We start from the raw sequence: 19962 nt of genomic DNA on the forward strand, positions 1-19962 counted from the left end.
CTTCAGAGGGATGGAGCCATCCTGATTTCACTGCAGACGTTTTTGCAGTCCATCTCGCAAGGTGGCAGCCAGTGCGTCCTCCAGCAAAAGCTGTTCGATGGCTGCCCGGTCGTTTCTGTCCACATGGATCACCCGATTGGTCTCGGTGATGGTGATTCTGCCTTTTTCCAGCAGGGTGATGGCATCTCCAGCCTGCACAGTGCCTTCCTGAAGCACACGCAGGTAGAACCCTGTGAAGCCACTCTCGGTGACCTGCACAGCCAGATCCTTGATGCCGTGACGCATGGCAAGCTTGAAACAGGGCTGTCTGGGCTGGGTCACCTGTACCCGCACCTCTCCAACCTGATACACGTCTCCGATGCACACTTCAGCTTCGAGGAGGCCCAGGGTGGTGAAATTCTCTCCGAAACCCGGCACAGGCAATTCACGACCCAGCTTTTCCTTCCAGAACGCATAGTGCTCTGCTGGATACACACAGATGGCCTTGTCTGGTCCTCCGTGGTACCTGAGGTCTGCCTGCTGGTCTCCCACCAGACCGGTCAGGGTGAGCTGCAAGGGCTCGGAGGTGGAGGATTTCACGATGGCACTGCTGACCAGCCCTGACTGATACGGGTGCTCCTGTGCCTGTCCAATGCTGAGGGTCTGCAAAATCATAGGGACCATTATGCCTGCACCCCGCAGGCAGCGCATCAGCAAAAAAAATCATCCCCAAGCGAGAACCGCTCGGGGACTAATCAGGCGAGGTCAAATTAGACGCTCAGGACCTGTTTGCCGTCGTAGTAACCACACTCGTTGCACACGTGGTGCTGGAGTTTCTTGGCGTGGCAGTTGGGGCACTCCACCAGGTTGGGGACCACCAGGGCGTGGTGGCTGCGGCGCATGTCGCGTTTGGATTTAGAAGTTTTCTTCTTGGGTACGGGGTGTTTAGCCATGAGCGTTTCTCCTTGAGACTAGAGCCTTAAAAGGCAGCAAATGAAAGTATAGCAAAAAAATTTTGAAGTGTGTGAGATTATCTCAACCGTGGCCCTTTGCCCTTCACACCAGCGAACTTTCGTTTTTTGTCCACCTTCTTGAACTTTTTGCTGTCTGTGGCACTGCCTTTTCTTGCTGCAGCAGGCGCAGGGGTCATGTCGAGCATGAACCAGCGCAGGAAGGGGATGTACACGAGCAGCATCACCAGGGTCTGGCCCCAGAAGGTGTTCATGTAGGGCACTTTCAGGGCAGCAAGGCCAACCACCACAAGGTTGATGACCATGGCGAACATGAAGGCCTTGACCAGCAGGCGAATGATTTTGTCTTTGTTGAGACCCGGGCGGGGGTCTTTGGTGTTGAGCCAGTTCCAGAAAGCCAGTGGTGCACCGAGAATTTTATCCATGCTGTTCCCTCTTAAGCCTCATTGTACTGTCCAAGTCTCTCGGAAAACGCACGGACCTGGGCAGCATCTGCAATCTCGGGGGTGTCCTGCAAGGTGAGGACCAGTGAAGGCTTGCGGGTCTTTTTGACCAGGTCTTTCACGAACTTCTGGTGGGCATCAGAACGCTCGGGAACCAGGAAGATCACACCCTGGGTGAATCCTTTGCCGTCCAGCAGGCTCAGGGCTCCAGCGAGTTCCTGTTCGATGTCGGTGCTGACCTTCACATCAATGCGGGAGTGGCGGCCCATGGCTTCGTTGCGGTCCAGATCGCTGGAAAGCACAGGGTTCAGGCCGTACTCCTTGAACATCTCCAGCACCGGGGCAACGTGGATGTCCTGTTGCAGCAGGTAACGGGGAGCAATCACGGCAACACTGCGGTATCCTGCGAGGTCTGTCACCAGATCTTTGCGGCGGGTTTTCAGCAGGGGTTTGTGGCGCTCCCAGGCCAGACGCACCTTCTGGGGGTTGCTGGTGAGCTGCGTGCCCACGGTGAGGGCAGTGCGCTGGATCTCCTCTTCCCCATAAGTCAGGACCTGTTCGGGTCTGGGGAGGCTCAGGCGGTAATTGACCACCAGGGGGAACTCGGTCAGCCAGGGGTTGGCATCGATTTTGTCCCCGATCACTTCTGCAGGCCGGGGCACGATCACGGTGGCCCCCTGCATGTGGAAATCAATCAGGCGGCCCACAGCGAACTGGACGTGGCGGGGTTCACTCGGGAGGCTTTCCCGTCCCAGGTCCAGGGCTTCCTGATCCGTGTTTCTGGGGCGGACCATTTCCAGGTCCAGTTCCCTGAAGAAGGCATTCCAGAAGGCCAGGCTGTCTTTTTGGAAGGTGTCTAACAGTGCTGCTTTCACGTTACTCCTCTGCGTGATAATCGCCGCTCTTGCCTCCGGTCTTGGAGAGCAGGCGAATGGTGCGGATCTCGATCCCTTTGCTGGCCGCTTTCAGCATGTCGTACACGGTCAGGGCAGCAACGCTGGCCGCCGTCAGGGCTTCCATTTCCACCCCGGTCTGCCCCTCGGTTTTCACGGTGGCGGTGACCCTGAGGCCCAGTTCGTGGGGCTCGATCTCCACACCGACTTTTTTCAGGGCAAGAGGGTGACACAGCGGGATCAGGTCGCTGGTTTTTTTCGCCCCCATGATTCCAGCAAGCTGGGCGACCATCAGCGGGTCGCCCTTGGGATTGTTGGCCAGTGCCTGCTTTGCAGGCTCGGGCAGCATGATGATGGCTTCTGCCATTGCGGTGCGGGTGGTGATGGGCTTTGCGGCCACATCGACCATGTTGGGCGCACCGTTTTCAAAGTGGGTCAGTTCACTCATCGGGGAGGTCCAGGTTTTTCAGAGCATCAAAGGGATTTTTGCTGTCTTTTTCCTGGGCCACCCTGGGGCAGTTCTCAAAGGGGCAGGTCTGACCACTGTCAGGGTTGAGATCGATGCCGCAGATCGGGCACAGGCCCTTGCAGTTCTCGTCGTGCAGAACCACGAAAGGCACGTTGATCAGCAGGTTTTCCACAAAGATGTCCCCGAGGTCGAAAATGGGATCACCAAACTTGATGACTTCCTCTCCGGCCTCTCCCTCGTCGAGGTAGGGGGTTTCCACTTTGGGGCTGTATTCCATCAGGATGCCCAGCGTGACCTTCACCGGTACGGGTGTGGGCCTGAGGCAGCGGGCGCATTCCTGAAAGAGGGTGGCTTCCACGGTACCGGAAAGCCAGAAACGGTCTTCTCCAACGTTGCTTGCGGTGACTTTGTAGCGCCCGTCTTGCACATTCAAGGTGGCTTGTTCGCCACTCTGTTCGTAAATCAGAGACTCAAATGTTCCAGAGTCGGTGACCTCTTCTCCAGGGATACTCAGGATGCGGGACAGGCGAATGGCGGGATTAGCGCGATTCACAGACATCATATAAGTGTATGCTTTTTGACCCTTGTGGGTCAAATCATTATGAATATGCAAATGAATATACATTTTGAGGCTGTTTTCAGCTGATTTGAAAAATATTGTTTCAGTCGTTGTGAATACTGGATTTTGCATGTTAGACTCGGTTGCATGGAAGTGGCCATTCTCGGAATCCCAATGGACCTCGGCGCAGGACGCCGGGGCGTCGACATGGGGGCCAGTGCCCTCAGAAACGCACGCATCAAACAGCACCTGCAGGACCTCGGGCACTCGGTGACCGACCTTGGCAACATCGCAGTGGAAATCGCTGACACCTTCAATGTGCTGGAACAGTCTGGCATGGTCTTCCTGGACCCCATCTATGACGCCTGCAAACGCACCTACGACACCCTGATGCAACTCCCCGAAGGGGTCTTCCCCATCTGCATGGGCGGCGACCATTCGGTCAGCATGGGAACCGTGGCCGGTTGCGCCAGAGGGGAACGCACAGGCCTGATCTGGGTGGATGCACACACCGACTTCAACACCCCCGAAACCAGTCCCACCGGGAACATTCACGGCATGCCTGTGGCCCACCTGTGCGGCATCGGGCACGAGAAACTGCTTTCCATCGCCGGAGAGTGGCAGATTCGCCCGGAAGACATCGTGATGATCGGCATCCGCAGCGTGGACATTGAAGAACGCCGCCTGATCAAGGAACACGGCATCACCGTCTACACCATGCGCGAGGTGGACGAAAAAGGCATCTCCAGAATTGCTGCAGAGACCATGAAGAAACTCGGGCACCTGAACCGCATTCACGTGTCTTTTGATGCCGACGGTCTGGACCCCACCCTGGCCCCTGGCGTGGGCACACCTGTGGAAGGTGGCCTGACCTACCGCGAAGCCCACCTGCTGATGGAACTCTTCGCAGACAGTGGAAAGGTCACCAGCATGGACATCGTGGAAGTGAACCCCATTCTGGATGAAAAGAACCGCACTGCACAGGTGATGGTGGAAATGGCCGGGAGTTTGCTCGGGAAACGGATTTTGTAAGACCGAGAGCCGGGAGCAACGTACATTTCTTGATGGATCGTGTCCAGATGATTCTGTAGGGGCGTAGCGTGCTACGTCCTTTTTGCATGCCAGAGGTCAAGCAAACTCCAGACAGTTTCGCTCGACCTCTCTGTTCATTCAAGGAGGAATCTGCAGGGCCGCAAGAAGCTTCATGTGTAGTTTATTTTTCAAGTCTATAATATTATTTTTCAATCCTACACGGAAAAAATCTTTAATTAAACTAATCCGACCAGATTACTTGACATTTGGAAAAGGGGTCTTTAAGCTCGAAGTCATGTTGAAACGCCTGACTGTTCTGACCGCCCTGATTCTTGGCTCTGCTTCTGCTGCCAATCTGGACCTTGCCACCAACCTCGATCTGATGCGTGGTCACCTGTTTGCCAGTGTCTCCAACTACAACGCTGGAAGCCTGCAATGGGGCAAAAAGCACGCTGGTCACTCTCTGGAAGAACTGTGGAGCAAAATGCAGCCTGTGGTGCAGCCTGAACTGGTCAAGCCGTTTGAAGATGCTTTGCACAAAATCATGCATGCACCGGGCAACACCCCTCCTGCCGATTACCAGGAAACCGTGGAGGACTTCCTCGAAGGTCCCTGGGACAAAGCCTATGACGCTGCTGTGGCCGGTGCAGACACCAACTTCTACATTGCCCTGACCAGCAATCTGGTCACCAGTTCCAAAGGGGACTACGCTGCAGGCATGGAAGGGGGCAACCAGAGCAACCCTGGTGAGTATCAGGATGCCGTGGGCTTCCTCAACCGTGCTGTGGTCGAAGCCGCAAAAATCTCCCATGACGCCATGGAAGGCGTGGAAAAACTGCAGATCGCACAGCTCAGCCAGATCAGCAGCGATGCCTACAGCAAACTGGCCGATGAAGTGATTGCCAGCTTCCAGGCCGTGCACAGCGATCCCAACGCCGAGAACCTGCGCCTGCTGGGTCTGGGCCTCACCGCCACCAACGATGAGTACATCGGTGAAGGAGAGATCGGTGAAGGTCTGGAATCCCTGGAAGGTGCAGAAAAACGCTGGGATCTCCTGAAAACCACTGTGGAAGCCAAAAATGCCGGATTGGCCGCAAGTTTCGCTGCCCACCTCAAAGAGATGCAGGCAGCCATCACCAAAGACGATCAGGCGGCTTTCAAAGCTGCGCTCGCTCTGGCCCAGGCAGAGTTTGCTGAGATCAGCAAGCTGTTCTAAAAGCTGACAGCTGTCAGCTTTCCAGAAAGAGGCCCGTATGGGCCTCTTTCTGTTCTGAGTTCAGGCTTTCAGTCGCGCATCAGGATTTTTGGCATACGATACAAATTTTTTTGTACAAATTGCAAAAATAGACCTGTTTCTTGACTAAATATCCAGATTTTTCTTATACTTGTGCAAGAAATTTCTGACACCGTGCAAACGGATGGGAAGGTGAAGGTCGAACTGTGTTCAACACCCCAGAGGCACTCCTGAAATACATGCGCGACGAACAGGTCGATTTTCTGGATGTGCGTTTTGTGGATGTGCCCGGCAGAGAACAGCACTTCACCCTTCCCCTTTCCTACCTCTCCCCACAGTTGCTGCAAGCAGGCATCGCCTTTGATGGGTCTTCAATCAAGGGTTTCCGGGGCATCGACAAGTCCGACATGCTCCTGATCCCTGAACCCCACACGGCCTGCCTGGACCCTTTTGCAAAGCACAAAACCCTGATGGTCACCTGCCATGTGGTGGAACCTGAAACAGGGAATCCTTACCTCAGGGACCCCCGCAACATTGCCAGACGGGCAGAGCAGCATCTGGTCTCCACAGGCATTGCAGACACGGCTCAATTTGGTCCTGAGGTGGAGTTCTTCATTCTGGACAGCGTTGGATATGCAGTTTCGCCCTACTCCAGTTTCTTTGAAGTGCAGGCCACCGAAGCCTGGTGGACCACTGGAAAACAGGGAAACGGGTACAACCTGCCCCAGAAAGGGGGATATGCCCCTCTGCCTCCTGCAGACCGTTACTCCGACCTGCGCAGTGACATGGTCAAGCATCTGGAGTCCATCGGGATTGCCATCGAACTGCACCACCATGAGGTGGCCAGCGCCGGGCAGATGGAAATCGACATGCGCTTTGCCCCCCTGCTGACCTCTGCAGAGCAGGTGCTGAAATACAAGTACGTGGTCAAAAACACCGCATTCCAGGCTGGGAAGACCGTCACCTTCATGCCCAAACCTTTCTATGGAGACAATGGTTCAGGGATGCACTGCCACCAGTCCCTCTGGAAGGATGGCAAGCCCCTCTTTTATGACCCTGAGGGGTACGCGGAGCTTTCCGACCTTGCCCTGAGCTACGCAGCAGGTCTGCTCTATCATGGACCTGCCCTGACGGCCCTGTGCAACCCCAGCGTGAACAGTTACCGCCGTCTCGTTCCAGGCTACGAGGCTCCGGTCAATCTGGTGATCAGTGCAGGCAACCGCTCGGCCGTGGTACGCATTCCCGCTTTTTACAAAGGCCCCCAGCACGCCCAGGACAAGCGCATTGAATACCGGGCCCCTGACCCCAGTGCCAACCCTTATCTGGCCTTCAGTGCGATGCTGATGGCAGGCCTGGACGGCATCCAGCAGGGCATGAAGCCTCCCACCCCGATGGACAAGAACGTGTACTCTCTCTCTGCCCGGGAATCCAGACGCATCAAGACCCTCCCCAGAACGCTGGACGATGCCCTCGATGAACTGGAGTCCGACCATGAATTCCTGCTGGCCGGAGAGGTGTTCTCCCGGGACTTCCTGGACAACTGGATCGACCTGAAGCGGGAAGAGGCAGAGTCCTTCCGGATGCAGACCACGCCCAAAGAGTTTGAGATGTACTACAACATTTGAAAAGCCGAGGGCCCAGGGCCGAGAGCAAAAGACACAGCCCAGGACAATTTTGTTCTTGAAGAGCAAGTCCTCAGGATCAAAAAGCAAAACAGCTCTCGCTGAAGAAGTGCAGGGTTTTTGCTGAGCGCTGATGGCTGACCGCTGACTGCTCTAAAAAACAAAAAAGCGTCACTTTCGTGACGCAGGTGTTCCCTGAGGGACCTTATTCCAGGATGCGCTTGAGGTGCAGGTAGATTTCGTACCAGTCCTGCTTGTCTCTGGGGCGCTTGCCACGCAGTTCAATGCGGCTCAGGGTGCGGACCCAGTCGGGGGTGAGTTGTCCACCCAGCACAGGGTCAGCGACCAGATCGGCAAGGCCTTTGGGAAGTGCACCATCAGTATTCAGACCGTAGAATTCTACGGATTCCAGCAGGTCATGCACCGTGATGTCGTACGCGGTGGCCAGGGTTTGCAGTGTGTCCAGGCTTGGGTTGGTTCTTCCGCGCTCCAGGTCGGAGAGGTAGGGGACGCTGATGCCAGCGATGGCAGCCACGTCTTTGAGCCTCAGATTCCGTTCTGCGCGGAGTTCACGTAAACGTTCGCTCAGTTTCATGTGATCCTCCTCTATCAGACTCCCGGGCGTCTTCTCGTTCTGCTTTGAACTTAAAAATCGCTCCTATCCGTAGGATAGCAGAGGTGTCAACTACGGTCAATACAGAATGTATTTTTTCGGTTCTTGAAACAGCCTACATATTATGCTATGATCATAACCAAGAACGGTTTTTTATGCGAAAGGAGCAGTTTTGATGCGCGTACTGGACACCATTGCCGACAGCTTAAAGAAAGGACAGGCCCATCCCACCACGGTGATGAACGCCCTGATCGAGGCAGACAACCAGGGAGGCAAAAACGCCCTCCGGGACCTCGAAGAGCACCTCCTGCGCAGTGCCAGAGCCCTCAAAGAGCGCCAGCATCCCCATGCTGAACTTGCTCACGCCTGGCTGCATGCCACCCGCATGTACCTGATCAATTATTACGTGCTGGAAACAGAAACCCCCGCTGCTGCTCCTGTTCGCAAGCGCACCCTCTTTCCCCTCCCCCGCAGACTGGTGATCTGAACCCTCCTGCACACTCCCGAGGTCTGACTTTAACTTATTTAACAAAAAACATAATCAAAAGAAGGCGCTCCTGGAGCGCCTTATTTGTATTTTGCATGGCATTTGTAAAGCTTTTGCCACAAATCGTTAAAGCCTGTAAACGTCTTTGTACTTGGTGTTCAGGTACTGAACGTAATGCTCTGCAGAGAGTGGAGCCCCTGTGGCCTTCTGGATCAACTCTCTGGGAGAGTATATTTTTCCATACTGGTGCACATTTTCACGCATCCAGCCCATGATTCTGGAGGCTTCGCCCTGAGCAATCAGGCTGTCCATGTCTCCGAGGTCCTTTGCAGCTGCATTCCAAAGCTGGCAGGCATACAGGTTTCCAAGAGAGTAGGTGGGGAAGTACCCGATCAGGCCTGCAGACCAGTGGATGTCCTGCAGCACTCCCATGGCGTCATTGGGCGGAGTGATCCCCAGATCGTCTTGCATCTTCTGGTTCCAGGCTTCTGGCAGGTCTTTGATGGCGAGGCTCCCCTCAAAGACAGCAAGTTCCAGTTCAAAGCGCAGCATGATGTGGAAGTTGTAGGTCAGTTCATCGGCCTCCACCCGGATCAGGCTGGGTTGCACCCGGTTCACGGCGCGGTACAGGTCTTCTGCACTGGCTTCTCCTACCACTTCGGGGGCAAAAGCCTTGAAGTCTGCATGGTGGTGCTGCCAGAACGCCCTTGAACGGCAGATCATGTTCTCCACCATGCGAGACTGGCTCTCGTGGATGCCCAGACTGGTGCCCCGGGCCAGGTTGGTGCGCTCCAGCTCAGGGTTCACCCCGTGCTCGTACAGGCCGTGTCCGGTTTCATGCCAGACCCCATAAAGCGCAGTGGGCCAGTAGGTTTCGTCATACCGGGTGGTGATGCGGATGTCATTGATTGAGAAGTTGGTCTGGAAAGGGTGTGCGGTGGTGTCCAGACGGGAGAACTCAGGAGAGAGCCCCAGATCCCGGGCCACCCGCATGGCAAACTCCTTCTGCTTCTCTGCAGCCAGAGGGCGGTTCAGGATGCTGTAATCGGTGGCATCCCCTGCATCGATCACAGCACGCAGCAGAGGGAGGGTGTCTTTGCGCAGGTTGGCAAAGGTCTCCCGCACTTCACTGACCTTCGCACCCTGCTCGTAATCATCGAGGGCTGCATTGTAAGGGTGCTCCTCATAGCCCATCAGTTCTGCATACTCACGGGCCAGATCAAACATCTCCTGCAGGTGGTCCTGAAACAGGGAGAAGTTGGATTCCTTGCGGGCCCTGATCCAGGCATGGTGGGCACGGTTGCGGGCCAGGGTCTGGCGCTCCACAAAATCCAGCGGCAGACGGGTCAGTTTGCCGTAATCCCGACGGGCCACCCGAATCATGGCTGCATCGGCAGAGCCCTCCTCCAGAGAAGCTTCATGGTCGTTGAGGTCACTGAGCAGGTTCCCCAGTTTCTCACTGGTGGAGGTCTCATGGGAGATTTTCGCAAGGGTGGCCATCTGGCGGGCCCTGGACTCTGCACCCTTTTCAGGCATGTAGGTTTCCTGATCCCAGCTCAGGAGGCCCAGTGTGCCATTCAGGTCACTGATCTGGCCCAGGATGTTTTTCAGTTCTTTCAGCTGTTCCATGGGCAAAACATACCATGTCTAGAACAGGGGCCGGATAGGTGAAACAGCTTATGGGCCGAGAGCTTGTAGGGGCGGACTGTCGGCTTGCCCTGAACTGACAGAACTCTGAAATGACTTCTCAAATGGGATCTTTCCAGGAAATGATTTCCAGCCCGGTGGTGTTCAGTGTTCCCAGCAACAGGACATGAGGGACCCCATGAAACCAGGCTCCTTGTTTGTTCTGGCGATGCAGTGTCCTGTACCAGTCCCATGTAACTGCAGGCAGTCCATCAAGTTCCTGATAACCTGTACAGTCCATCTGCTTGACTGCACCATCAGACTGATAAATCACTGCAGGCATCTGATCCAGAACAGCTGCGGGAATTTTGAACCATCTGGTGTCTCCCAGCTCTTTCCCGAGACTCTGCCATGCCTGATAAACCAGATGAGGGTGCACTGGTGCACAATGCAGCACATCATTCCACAGGCAGTTCAGCAACTGAATTCTGCGCTCAAGAAGATGTTCTCTTCCCTGATATTTCTTTCTGGCCTGCAAAGCAATCTCTGGAAAAAAATTCTGAAGTTGATTGAGGGGATAAAGCACATTGCCTTGCATGTGCTCAGGACACTGATGGTAAAGGAACATGCAAGACAGCATATGCAGATCTGAATTATTCAAATGGAAAATCCATCATGGTGATGAAAATCCAGATCTGCTACAGTTGGTGCATCCGAAAAGCAAATGCTACAGCTCCTCGATCCAGCCCTCGGCCTTTATTGCCAGCGTTCCCGATCCTCGGTTTTCTCTCCCAGAATGATTGGACGAATTTCTCCGAGCAGGTACAGGCTTCCTGCAACCAGCGAGAGACCCCCAGGAAGCAATTTCAAAGCTTCTTCTGGAGTTGCAGCGACCTGAGCTGGAGCACTGAAGTACGTTTTCAGGGTTTCTGGATCTGCGGCTCTGGGGCTGAGAACCGCACGGGTGAGGATCACTTCGGAGGCCATAGAATTCAGTTCTGCGGCCACTTTTGTGATGTCCTTGTCTGCTGCTGCACCGAAAACCACCGGGAGTTTTTCAACGCCCAGAGACCGCAAAGCCTGCACCAGTGCTGCTGCACCCTCTGGGTTGTGTGCTCCATCCAGCAAGACTTTTTTGCCTTGCCAGTCCAGCAATTCCATGCGGGCAGGCCACTGGACCTTTAAATGGTCTGGCACTTTGTGGCCCAGGGCAAGGGCCGCACTTGCGGCGAGTGCGGTGTTGCGGATCTGGTACCGTCCGATCAGGTTGGAGGAGGTCTGTGCAGAGCCCCAGGGGGTTTTGACGGTCACAGTGATCCCTTCCCAGGCATTTTCCCGACCCTCAAATTCCAGGTCTTCCCCTAAAACATGCAGGTGTGTTCCCCTGAGCACAGCCTGGTCCCGCAGGGTTTCGAGGCCTTCCCCGGTGGCTCCGGTGAGGGTGGGAAGTTGTGGGCGCATGATGCCTGATTTCTCGAAAGCAATCTGGGGCAGGGTGTCACCCAGGAACTGGGTGTGGTCGAGTCCAATGCTGCTGATCACGCTCAGCACGGGATCGAGGGCATTGGTCGAATCAAATCGGCCTCCCATGCCAACCTCCATCACCGCAATCTCCACCCCATGTTTTTGAAAGAGCACACAGGCCAGTGCAGTGATGATCTCAAAAAAGCTGGCTCCGACTTCTTCGGCAAGGGGCTTCAGGGTTTTGAGGGCTTCTCTGACCTCCTCTTCGGACAGTTCCTGTCCGGCAACCCGGAAACGTTCGGTGAAGCGGGTCAGGTGAGGGCTGGTGAAGAGTCCGGTTTTTGTTCCCCCAGCACGCAAAATGGCTTCAAGGGTGGCACTGGTGGACCCCTTGCCATTGGTCCCTCCGATCAGGACCGTTCTGAAGACCTGTTCCGGGTGGTCCAGCAACTGCAAGAGTCTCTGGATGCGCTCCAGGCCAGGTTTGATGCTGCTCTGTCTTGCAAAGAGCCAGTCAAGAAGATTCACGTTTTCAGTTTAGGGGTTTTGTTTGGGCTCCAATGTGCCCCACTTCGTAACCATCCAGAACAAACTTCGAAAGCCAGAAATGCTTTCCTGTGGCTGGTTTTTCTGAGAGATTTGGTGTACTGCAAACATTTTTTATCGGTAAAGCTATTGACAACGTTTTCAAGTTGCGTTACATTGACTCTACATCCTCAACCAACCCCACGTCTGCTGGCTGCAAGACATCTTTTTGCATGGCCAGGAGAGGACATCCATGAGCAGAAATGTCACCATCAAAGACATCGCCAAAGTGGCCGGTGTGTCGATCAGCACGGTTTCTCGCATTTTAAACAATGCACCGCTGGTCACCCCCGAGAAACGCCAGAAGGTCCTGGAAGTGATTGGTCAACTGGGTTATGAACCCAACGCCAGTGCCCAGGGTCTGGTGCGTGGCAAGTCGATGACGGTGGGCGTGCTGACCCAGGACATCGCCTCTCCCTTCTACAACGAGGTGGCACGGGGGATTGATGTGGGATTTTCCGGCACGGGCTACCAGCCCATTTTTGTCAACGGCCACTGGGAAGCGCAGGATGAAGCCAGTGCTGTTGCCGCCCTCATTCGCCGTCAGGTGGACGGACTGATCATTCTGGGAGGACGCTTACCCGAACAACAGTTGCACGCCTTGAGTGAACGCTTTCCCCTCATTCTTGTGGGCCGTTACGTGCCCGGTCTGGAACACTGCTGCATGCGTGTGGACGACCTGCAGGGCGCTTACCTTGCCACCAGACACCTGCTGGAACTCGGCCACCGCAGAATTGCCCACATTGCCGGGATCACCTCTCACCGGGACGCTGTGGAACGCTTTGAAGGCTACCGCATGGCCCTCACAGACGCCGGAATTGATTTTGATGAAAGTCTGGTCTATGAGGGTGAGTTCGACGAGCCCTCCGGCATTCTGGCCGTGGAATCCTGGGTCACCAAAGGGGTCCACTTCAGCGCCATTTTCGCTGCCAACGACCAGATGGCCTACGGAGCAAGACTCGCCCTGTACCGCAGGGGCATCCGGGTTCCCGAGGATGTCTCACTGGTCGGCTATGACGACCTGCCTGCCTCCAGTTTTTCCCTCCCCCCACTGACCTCCATGCACCAGCCCCTCTTTGAGATGGGGGAACTTGCAGCACAGACCATACTCACACGTCTTCAGGACCAGGACTGCGAAATCCCGCAGATTGCGGTGACGCTCAGCGTCCGTGAGTCCACCCGCTACCACCGCAGGTAACACGCTTTAAACCAACCCCAGACAACTGAAAACGTTTTCAGTCCAGTGCACTGATCGGCGCTGGACAGGAGGTTCTGCATGTCACAAAAAGTCCGATCCACCCACGCCCTGCTCATCGGCCTCAGCCTGCTGGTTGCCAGCTGCGGAAACGTTGCTCCCCAGCGCAACAGCCACACCGAAGTGACCGCCCAGGACTGGGGCACCAGCCCTCCTCCCGGCTCCAAGGGTGGACCCACCAACAACAACGGGGTGATCCTCAGCCCGGCCCTGACCACCAACGGCGCATCCAAAGGGAAAGCCCCCACCAACGAATTCTGGTCCTCTCTGATCTTCAAACGCTGGGCAGGCAACAACTACTCCGAGAACATGTTTGCCCACCCGCTGTCCATGAAAGCCAAGAACAGCGGTCTGGAAATCAGCTACCCCACCCAGCTGGAAATCGTGGGCGCCACCGGACTGGAAAAATACCAGTACGCCCACATCCCCGACTTCACCATGGGCATCGTTGGCCTGAATGCACCTGATGCCAAAGTGGACGACTACGGCGACTGGACCGTCACCAGCTACCACAGCGATGGCACACGCACCCTGAAAGCGACTTTTGGGCACGGCCTGCCCTTCGTGTATGCCACCAAAACCGGAGGAGATGCCCAGATCAGTTTCATTGCCACCCCCACCGTGTGGAGCAACCAGGGCAATGTGCTCGGCGTGACCATCAACGGACGCCACTACGGCATCTTCGCTCCCACAGGAGCGACCTGGAACATCAGTGGCACCAACGTCACCTCCAACCTGGCAGGCAAAGACTACTACTCCATCGCTGCCCTGCCCAACAACTCCGTCACCACCCTGAACGACTACAAGACCTACGCTTACAACTTCGTCACGGGCAGCACGGTGACCTGGACTTACAACGCCTCCACCGCCACCCTCACCACCAACTTCAACCTCACCACCACCGCCAAAGAAGGCACCGCCAGTGGGACCCTGCAGGCCCTGTACCGCCACCAGTGGATGAACTCATCCAATGTCAACACCTCCTACACCTACGTGTCCCCCAGAGGTGAAATGCGCGTGGTGAGGGGCAACAGTTTCTCCATGAACCAGAAGTTCCAGGGGGTGCTGCCCTACTTCCCGGACAACGGCAGTGCCAACACCCTCAGCAAGACCGAACTGGCCAACTACGTGAACCAGGCCAACACCTCTGCCACCCTGAACCCCACCGGAGACTCCTACTGGGTCGGTAAAGGCCTGGGCAAACTGGCAGAACTGGTGCCCCTCGCAGAGCAGGTCGGCAATACCGCTGCACAGACCGCCTTCCTGGACGCCATCCAGCGCGTGCTGCAGGACTGGCTCGACGGTCAGGGCAGCAACTACTTCTACTACAACCCCACCTGGGGCACCCTGATTGGCTACCCTCAGGGCTACGGCTCTGAAGAAGAACTCAACGACCACCACTTCCACTGGGGTTACTTCATCAAAGCTGCTGCGCTCCTCGCCAAGTACCGCCCAAGCTGGGTGAACGGAGCCACACCGCAGGGCAAGACGTGGGGGGCCAGCATCAACGACCTGATCATGGACGCTGCCAACTGGACCACCAACACCAGCCAGTTCCCCAGACTCAGAAGCTTCGATCCCTACGCCGGTCACTCCTGGGCCGCAGGACACTCCGGATTCGCAGCAGGCAACAACCAGGAGTCCAGCAGCGAAGACATGAACTTCTCCTCTGCACTGGTCCAGTGGGGCGCCGTGACGGGCAACAATGCTGTGCGTGACCTGGGGATCTTCCTGTACACCAACGAAACCGCAGCCATCGAGCAGTACTGGTTCAACCAGTCCGGCCCTGGCACGGTGTTCCCCGCAAGCTACAACAAACCCGCAGTGGGCATGGTGTGGGGCGACGGCGGAGCCTACTCCACCTGGTTCTCCCCCGAGAAGGAAATGATTCAGGGCATCAACTTCCTGCCCATCCAGGCTGGAAGCCTCTACCTGGGCAGAAACCCCAACTACCTGAAGACCAACTACGACTTCCTGGGCAGAGAGCCCAACGTCTGGAAGGACATCTTCTGGCAGGTCTACAGCATGTACGACGCTGCAGGGGCCGTCAGCAAATTCAATGCCCAGGCCAGCACCTACACCCCGGAAGAAGGCGAATCCAAGGCCCACACCTACCAGTTCATTCACAGCCTGAACGCCATGGGACAGGTGGACACCTCCGTCACCGCCAACATCCCCACCTACGGCGTGTTCAAGAAGGGCACCACCAAGACCTACGTCGCTTACAACCCTGGCACGGCCAACGTCACCGTCAACTTCTCCGACGGCTTCAACATGGTCGTTGGACCCAAACAGGTGCTCTCCAGCAGAGGCAGCAACCCCTGCGGAACCGACACCACTGCTCCCAGCATTCCTGCAGGCCTGACCTCCCCCAGCAAGACCAGCACTTCTGTGAACCTCTCCTGGAGTGCTTCCACCGACAACTGTGGCGTTGCCAGTTACGAGGTCTACCAGAACAACGCCCTGAAGACCACCGTGACCGGCACCACGGCCAGCATCACTGGCCTGACCGCCAACACTGCCTACACCTTCAAAGTCCGAGCCAAGGACAATGCAGGCAACCTGTCCGCCTTCACCAGCGATCTGAGTGTCACCACCAACCCACCCAGCCCCTGCGACACCGACACCACCGCCCCCACCACCCCCGGTGCGCTCTCCAACCCCAGCAAGACCGACAGCAGCCTGACCATCTCCTGGGGTGCTTCCAGCGACACCTGCGGAGTGACCGCCTACGAGATCTACCAGAACGGCGTTCTGAAGACCACCGTGTCTGGCACCACCACCAGCACCACCATCACCGGACTGAGCGCCAACACCAGCTATGCCTTCAAAGTGCGCGCCAAAGATGCCAAGAACAACCTCTCGGCCTTCAACACCGAAGTGAGCTACACCACCTCCCCCATCACCACCCCCAACCTGCCCGGAACGGTGACCACCAACGGTGGAGCCATCGCCAACGGGACCAGCAAGTCCTTCCCTGTGAACGTGACAAGCAGCGGCACCTACCGTCTGTCCATCCAGAGCAGCTCCTCTGTCAACAGCAGGCTCATCAACGTCAGCTTCAACGGCACCAACTACGACCTGGCTGTGGACGCTGGACAGACGGTGATTGCAGACTTCCCCAACGTCGGCACCGGAGCCAAGACCATCGTGATCACCGCCAAGTCTGACAGTGTGGTCATCGGCAGCATCTCTGGAGCCAACCTGACCGGAGGCAACGTCTGCGACACCGACACCACCGCCCCCACCACCCCCACTGGCCTGACCTCCCCCAGCAAGACCAGCAGCAGTGTCAACCTCTCCTGGAGTGCTTCCAGTGACAACTGTGGCGTGACCGCCTACGAGGTGTACCAGAACGGCGCACTGAAGACCACCGTGACCGGAACCAGTGCCAGCATCACCGGGCTGACCGCCAACACCACTTACGCCTTCAAAGTCCGCGCCAAGGATGCCAAGAACAACCTCTCGGCCTTCACTGCAGACCTGAACGTCACCACCAGCACCGGAGCGACCAACGTCCCCGGAGTGGTGAGCACCAACGTGGGAGCCATTCCCAACGGCACCAACAAAACCTTCAGCCTGAACGTGCCCACCACCAGCAACGTGCGCATCCTGATCACCAGCAACAGCACCTTCAACAGCACCAGCTTCACCGTGAACTTCAACGGCACCACCATCCCCCTCTCTGTGAACGCCGGACAGACGGTGCCCATCGACTTCGCCGGCGTGGGTGCAGGGGTCAAGACCCTGACCATCACTGCCACTTCTGCGAACGTCTCCATCGGCAAACTCGAAACCCAGACCTACTGAGCCCTCTCTCCCCCTGCCCACTCCCCTCCGGCGGCATCTGGAGGGGAGGTTTTTATTGCCGAGAGCCGAGGGCCCAGTGCGACCCAGCCGCCTGGGGAACACGTATTCAGAGTCAAGACAGAGCCGAGAGCCGAGAGCCGAGAGCCGAGAGCAACGTAAATTTTGAAATTGCTGGTGTCAACGACTTTTTTGGGACAAGCATTGACCTGCTTGTGGTCAAAACCCGAAATCAAGGCATATAACCCTGTTTTGCAAAAGCCAGAGCTGAATGAATTGCCCTCGGCCCTCGGCCTTTTTAACCCCTACAATAAAAACCAGAGGCTGCCATCATGCTTGACGTCACCCACCAGTTGCACCGGGACCATCTGCTTGCCCACACCGGGCAGCAGAAGCTTTTTCTGTTGCTGACCCTCAAGCCTGGACCCGAGGCGATTCAGGCGAGGCCCCCTCTTGCTGTGGCTTTTGTGGTGGACACTTCGGGGAGCATGCGGGAAAACGTCACGGCCTCTGGCAAGGGACGCAACAAGATGGATCTGGTGATTGAGTCCCTCAGAGGCATCCTGATGTCAGGAATGCTGGGGGCACAGGACCGGGTTTCCCTGGTGCAGTTTGATGACCGGGCTTCGGTGGTCCTTCCGATGACCAGCAGTGCGCAACGGGCCAGATTGATGGCTGGCATTGAGCGCCTCGACTGGCACACGGGGGGCACCCACATGGGTGCAGGCATGGGCCTTGCCCGTGAAGCGCTGGAGGGGCAAGAGGGCAGTGTGCGGATGGTGCTCCTGACCGATGGGCAGACTTCGGATGAAGCCCTGGTGCGCAGTGAAACCCAGAAATTTGCCGCAAAGCAGATTCCGGTGACCACTGTGGGTGTGGGGGATGAGGTCAACACGGATCTCCTGATGTTGATGACGGACCAGACGCAGGGAAAGCCCATTGATGTGGTCCCGGACACCCACAATCCGCAGCCTCCTGCGGTGAGAGCAAGTGATTTGCCCGCCGTGCTGCTGGGAGACCTGAGGCAGAGCCTCAGTGAGGTGGTGACCCGGGTGAGCCTCAGCGTGAAGACCGTGAAGGATGTGGTGCTGGAGCGGGTCACGCGCGTGCACCCCACCCAGACGGAAGTGGACATCAAGCAGCAACCGATGTCCCTGGGCAATCTGGCAGGACAGGCAGGAGCCACCTTCATTCTGGAATTCACACTGCCTGTGCGGCCTCCTGCCCGAATCCGGTTGGCGCAACTGGGGATCACGTTTCAGGTTCCCGGGGCGCAATTCACTGGAGAACTTCCGCCCATTGATGTGGTTGCCGAATTCACCCAGAACGAGGAGGTTGCTGGACGCCTGAAACCGGAGGTCATGCGCTTCGTGCAGCAGCGCAACATCGAGGGGATGCTGTCGCAGGCCATCCAGGAGGCCCAGAAGAATCCCCAGCAGGCCCAGAAGACCCTGCAGATGGCCCGGGAGGTCACCGAGCGTCTGGGGAGCCGCACCATGACCCAGGCCCTGGACCGTGCCCTGCAGGAAATCGGGCAGAGCAAAACCCTCAGTGCTGGAACCGCCAAGACCTTGAGGATCGGCTCCAAGACCCAGACCGTGAAAACTGCGGATGTGCCTCTGACCGATGAGGAGATCCGCCGCATCAGTGGAACATGACGCCCAGAAACCCCGTAATGGAGAGCATGGAGATGGACCTGTGAACAAATTGCCTGTCTGGTTGCCTGCCACCCTTGCTGGGGCAGTGGGAGGTTTTCTGGGATTCCTGCTGGCCGAGTCCACGGTGGTCCACTGGGGGGATGGTGGCCGTGGCTTTGAACTGGTGTTGAGCACCGCTGCCCTGACCGGGGTGCTCTCTGTGCCTCTTGCTGCGGCTCTGGTGGTCGCTGAAAACCTGCTGGGTCTGCGTGGGAAGTGGAACCGCGATCTGACCCGCATCCTGATTCCAGCACTCTTTGTGGGCGCGGTTGCTGGAGGAATGGCGCAAGTGTTTTATGCCTGGATGCTGCAAGGGCAATCCGAGACCAACAGCCTGATCCGGGCGGTTGCCTGGACACTGCTGGGGACAGGGATCGGCCTGCTGCTGGGCTTCAACGAGCGTTCCCTGAAGAAAGCCCTGAGGGGCATGCTGGGTGGAGCCATTGGTGGTTTTATCGGCGGGCTGCTCTTCAACAGTTTTCTCCTGATCTCTCTGGGGGAGGGAGACACTGGAACGGTCTCCCGGGGAGTGGGTTTCACCGTGCTGGGTGCTGCCATTGGGCTCATGTTGCAGGTCACCCAGGATCTGCTGAAAAGTGCCTGGTTGCTGGGCACCACCACCGGGCCTTATGAGGGCAAGCAGTACATCCTGACCAAAAACCAGGTGACGGTGGGCCGTTCGGACGCCAATGATGTGTCCCTGTACCACGACAAAACCGTGCCTCTGCAAGTCGGAAGCCTGAAACGGGAAGGGGGACTCTGGTTCTGGGAGGGAGACCCCATCCTCATCAATGGGCAGCCCTCTGGCAAAAAAGCCCTGACTTCTGGAGACCGCCTGCGTTTTGGGCAGAATGATTTTGTGTTTCAGGAGAAAGGGGCCCGCGCGAAGTCCGATGAACTTGAAGAAAAATACCTGCTGCACAGCAACGATCAGGCCTATTCCCTGCCCTCCTCTTTCAGCTCGGTGATCCTGGGGAGGCAAGGGGATGTGAAGCTGAACGAACAGGGCGTGCAGGACAGGCATGCCGAGTTGCAGGTGAAAAATGGGCAGCTTTACCTGCTGGCTTACGGTCCAGTGACCCTCAATGACCAGACCGTCCTGAAAGGCTCTTCAGAGGCCATCAAGGCAGGAGACATCATCCGACTGGGTCAGGTGGAACTCGCTGTGTTGAAAGAACGCTGAACTCGGTCTTTATATTTATGCATTTATTACAGGGAAGTTACAC

Annotated in this window: 18 protein-coding genes; 9 read left to right on the plus strand and 9 right to left on the minus strand. The window is 56.9% G+C overall.

The features are described 5' to 3' along the window. Positions 1-27: 27 nt before the first annotated feature. The 6 genes from DC3_RS10755 to DC3_RS10780 all read right to left on the minus strand — a co-directional run bounded on the left by DC3_RS10755 (position 28) and on the right by DC3_RS10780 (position 3308). Entirely contained in the window at positions 28-654 is a 627-nt protein-coding gene (locus DC3_RS10755) for an MOSC domain-containing protein (protein WP_186815963.1), read from the minus strand. 95 nt (positions 655-749) lie between these two features. After that, positions 750-932, minus strand: coding sequence for a 50S ribosomal protein L32 (gene rpmF / locus DC3_RS10760; protein ID WP_146884366.1), 183 nt, complete (start codon positions 930-932; stop codon positions 750-752). Positions 933-1009: 77 nt separating this feature from the next. Next, on the minus strand, positions 1010-1375 hold the full coding sequence (locus DC3_RS10765) for a hypothetical protein (RefSeq protein ID WP_146884367.1): 366 nt from the start codon (positions 1373-1375) through the stop codon (positions 1010-1012). Between the two features lie 11 nt (positions 1376-1386). Then, a complete protein-coding gene (locus DC3_RS10770; protein ID WP_146884368.1) occupies positions 1387-2268 on the minus strand; it encodes a hypothetical protein in 882 nt (293 codons plus the stop codon). A gap of 1 nt (position 2269) precedes the next feature. Next, complete coding sequence (gene moaC, locus DC3_RS10775; protein WP_146884369.1) at positions 2270-2734, minus strand: cyclic pyranopterin monophosphate synthase MoaC; 465 nt, start codon at positions 2732-2734, stop codon at positions 2270-2272. Continuing rightward, positions 2727-3308, minus strand: a complete 582-nt coding sequence (locus tag DC3_RS10780) for a YceD family protein (RefSeq protein WP_186815964.1) — start codon at positions 3306-3308, stop codon at positions 2727-2729. The genes moaC and DC3_RS10780 overlap by 8 nt, the downstream gene beginning before the upstream one ends. Positions 3309-3461: 153 nt before the next feature. On the opposite strand from DC3_RS10780, the gene rocF reads away from it, so the two are divergent. From rocF to glnA, 3 genes are all read left to right on the plus strand, one after another. After that, the gene (rocF, locus tag DC3_RS10785) at positions 3462-4346 is read left to right on the plus strand and encodes an arginase (protein ID WP_146884371.1); all 885 of its coding nucleotides are present in this window, start codon (positions 3462-3464) and stop codon (positions 4344-4346) included. Between the two features lie 295 nt (positions 4347-4641). After that, positions 4642-5562, plus strand: a complete 921-nt coding sequence (locus DC3_RS10790; protein WP_146884372.1) for a hypothetical protein — start codon at positions 4642-4644, stop codon at positions 5560-5562. A 224-nt stretch (positions 5563-5786) separates the two neighbouring features. After that, positions 5787-7205 (plus strand): type I glutamate--ammonia ligase, encoded by a 1419-nt coding sequence (gene glnA / locus DC3_RS10795; protein WP_146884373.1) that lies wholly within the window; start codon positions 5787-5789, stop codon positions 7203-7205. A 202-nt stretch (positions 7206-7407) separates the two neighbouring features. On the opposite strand, the gene DC3_RS10800 is transcribed toward glnA, so the two are convergent. After that, positions 7408-7797 carry a helix-turn-helix domain-containing protein gene (locus DC3_RS10800; protein WP_146884374.1) on the minus strand — a complete coding sequence of 130 codons (390 nt, stop codon included), beginning with the start codon at positions 7795-7797 and terminating at the stop codon, positions 7408-7410. A gap of 193 nt (positions 7798-7990) precedes the next feature. Here DC3_RS10800 and DC3_RS10805 point away from each other — a divergent pair, with 193 nt between their 5' ends. After that, complete coding sequence (locus DC3_RS10805; RefSeq protein ID WP_146884375.1) at positions 7991-8302, plus strand: hypothetical protein; 312 nt, start codon at positions 7991-7993, stop codon at positions 8300-8302. Between the two features lie 126 nt (positions 8303-8428). Here the strand turns inward: DC3_RS10805 and DC3_RS10810 are convergent, their stop codons facing one another. Further along, complete coding sequence (locus DC3_RS10810; RefSeq protein WP_146884376.1) at positions 8429-9931, minus strand: carboxypeptidase M32; 1503 nt, start codon at positions 9929-9931, stop codon at positions 8429-8431. A 408-nt stretch (positions 9932-10339) separates the two neighbouring features. Here DC3_RS10810 and DC3_RS29095 point away from each other — a divergent pair, with 408 nt between their 5' ends. Next, entirely contained in the window at positions 10340-10501 is a 162-nt protein-coding gene (locus tag DC3_RS29095) for a hypothetical protein (protein WP_186815965.1), read from the plus strand. 183 nt (positions 10502-10684) lie between these two features. On the opposite strand, the gene DC3_RS10815 is transcribed toward DC3_RS29095, so the two are convergent. Next, complete coding sequence (locus tag DC3_RS10815; RefSeq protein WP_146884377.1) at positions 10685-11920, minus strand: bifunctional folylpolyglutamate synthase/dihydrofolate synthase; 1236 nt, start codon at positions 11918-11920, stop codon at positions 10685-10687. A 250-nt stretch (positions 11921-12170) separates the two neighbouring features. On the opposite strand from DC3_RS10815, the gene DC3_RS10820 reads away from it, so the two are divergent. The 4 genes from DC3_RS10820 to DC3_RS10835 all read left to right on the plus strand — a co-directional run bounded on the left by DC3_RS10820 (position 12171) and on the right by DC3_RS10835 (position 19919). After that, positions 12171-13175 (plus strand): LacI family DNA-binding transcriptional regulator, encoded by a 1005-nt coding sequence (locus DC3_RS10820; RefSeq protein ID WP_146884378.1) that lies wholly within the window; start codon positions 12171-12173, stop codon positions 13173-13175. 78 nt (positions 13176-13253) lie between these two features. After that, positions 13254-17042: a glycosyl hydrolase gene (locus DC3_RS10825; RefSeq protein ID WP_246130625.1), complete on the plus strand. Its 3789-nt coding sequence runs from the start codon at positions 13254-13256 to the stop codon at positions 17040-17042. A gap of 329 nt (positions 17043-17371) precedes the next feature. After that, the gene (locus tag DC3_RS10830) at positions 17372-18697 is read left to right on the plus strand and encodes a vWA domain-containing protein (protein WP_146884379.1); all 1326 of its coding nucleotides are present in this window, start codon (positions 17372-17374) and stop codon (positions 18695-18697) included. Then, entirely contained in the window at positions 18687-19919 is a 1233-nt protein-coding gene (locus DC3_RS10835; protein WP_146884380.1) for an FHA domain-containing protein, read from the plus strand. Before DC3_RS10830 ends, DC3_RS10835 begins: the two co-directional genes overlap by 11 nt. Positions 19920-19962 lie beyond the last annotated feature (43 nt).

Source organism: Deinococcus cellulosilyticus NBRC 106333 = KACC 11606 (assembly GCF_007990775.1).
Lineage (GTDB): Bacteria > Deinococcota > Deinococci > Deinococcales > Deinococcaceae > Deinococcus_C > Deinococcus_C cellulosilyticus.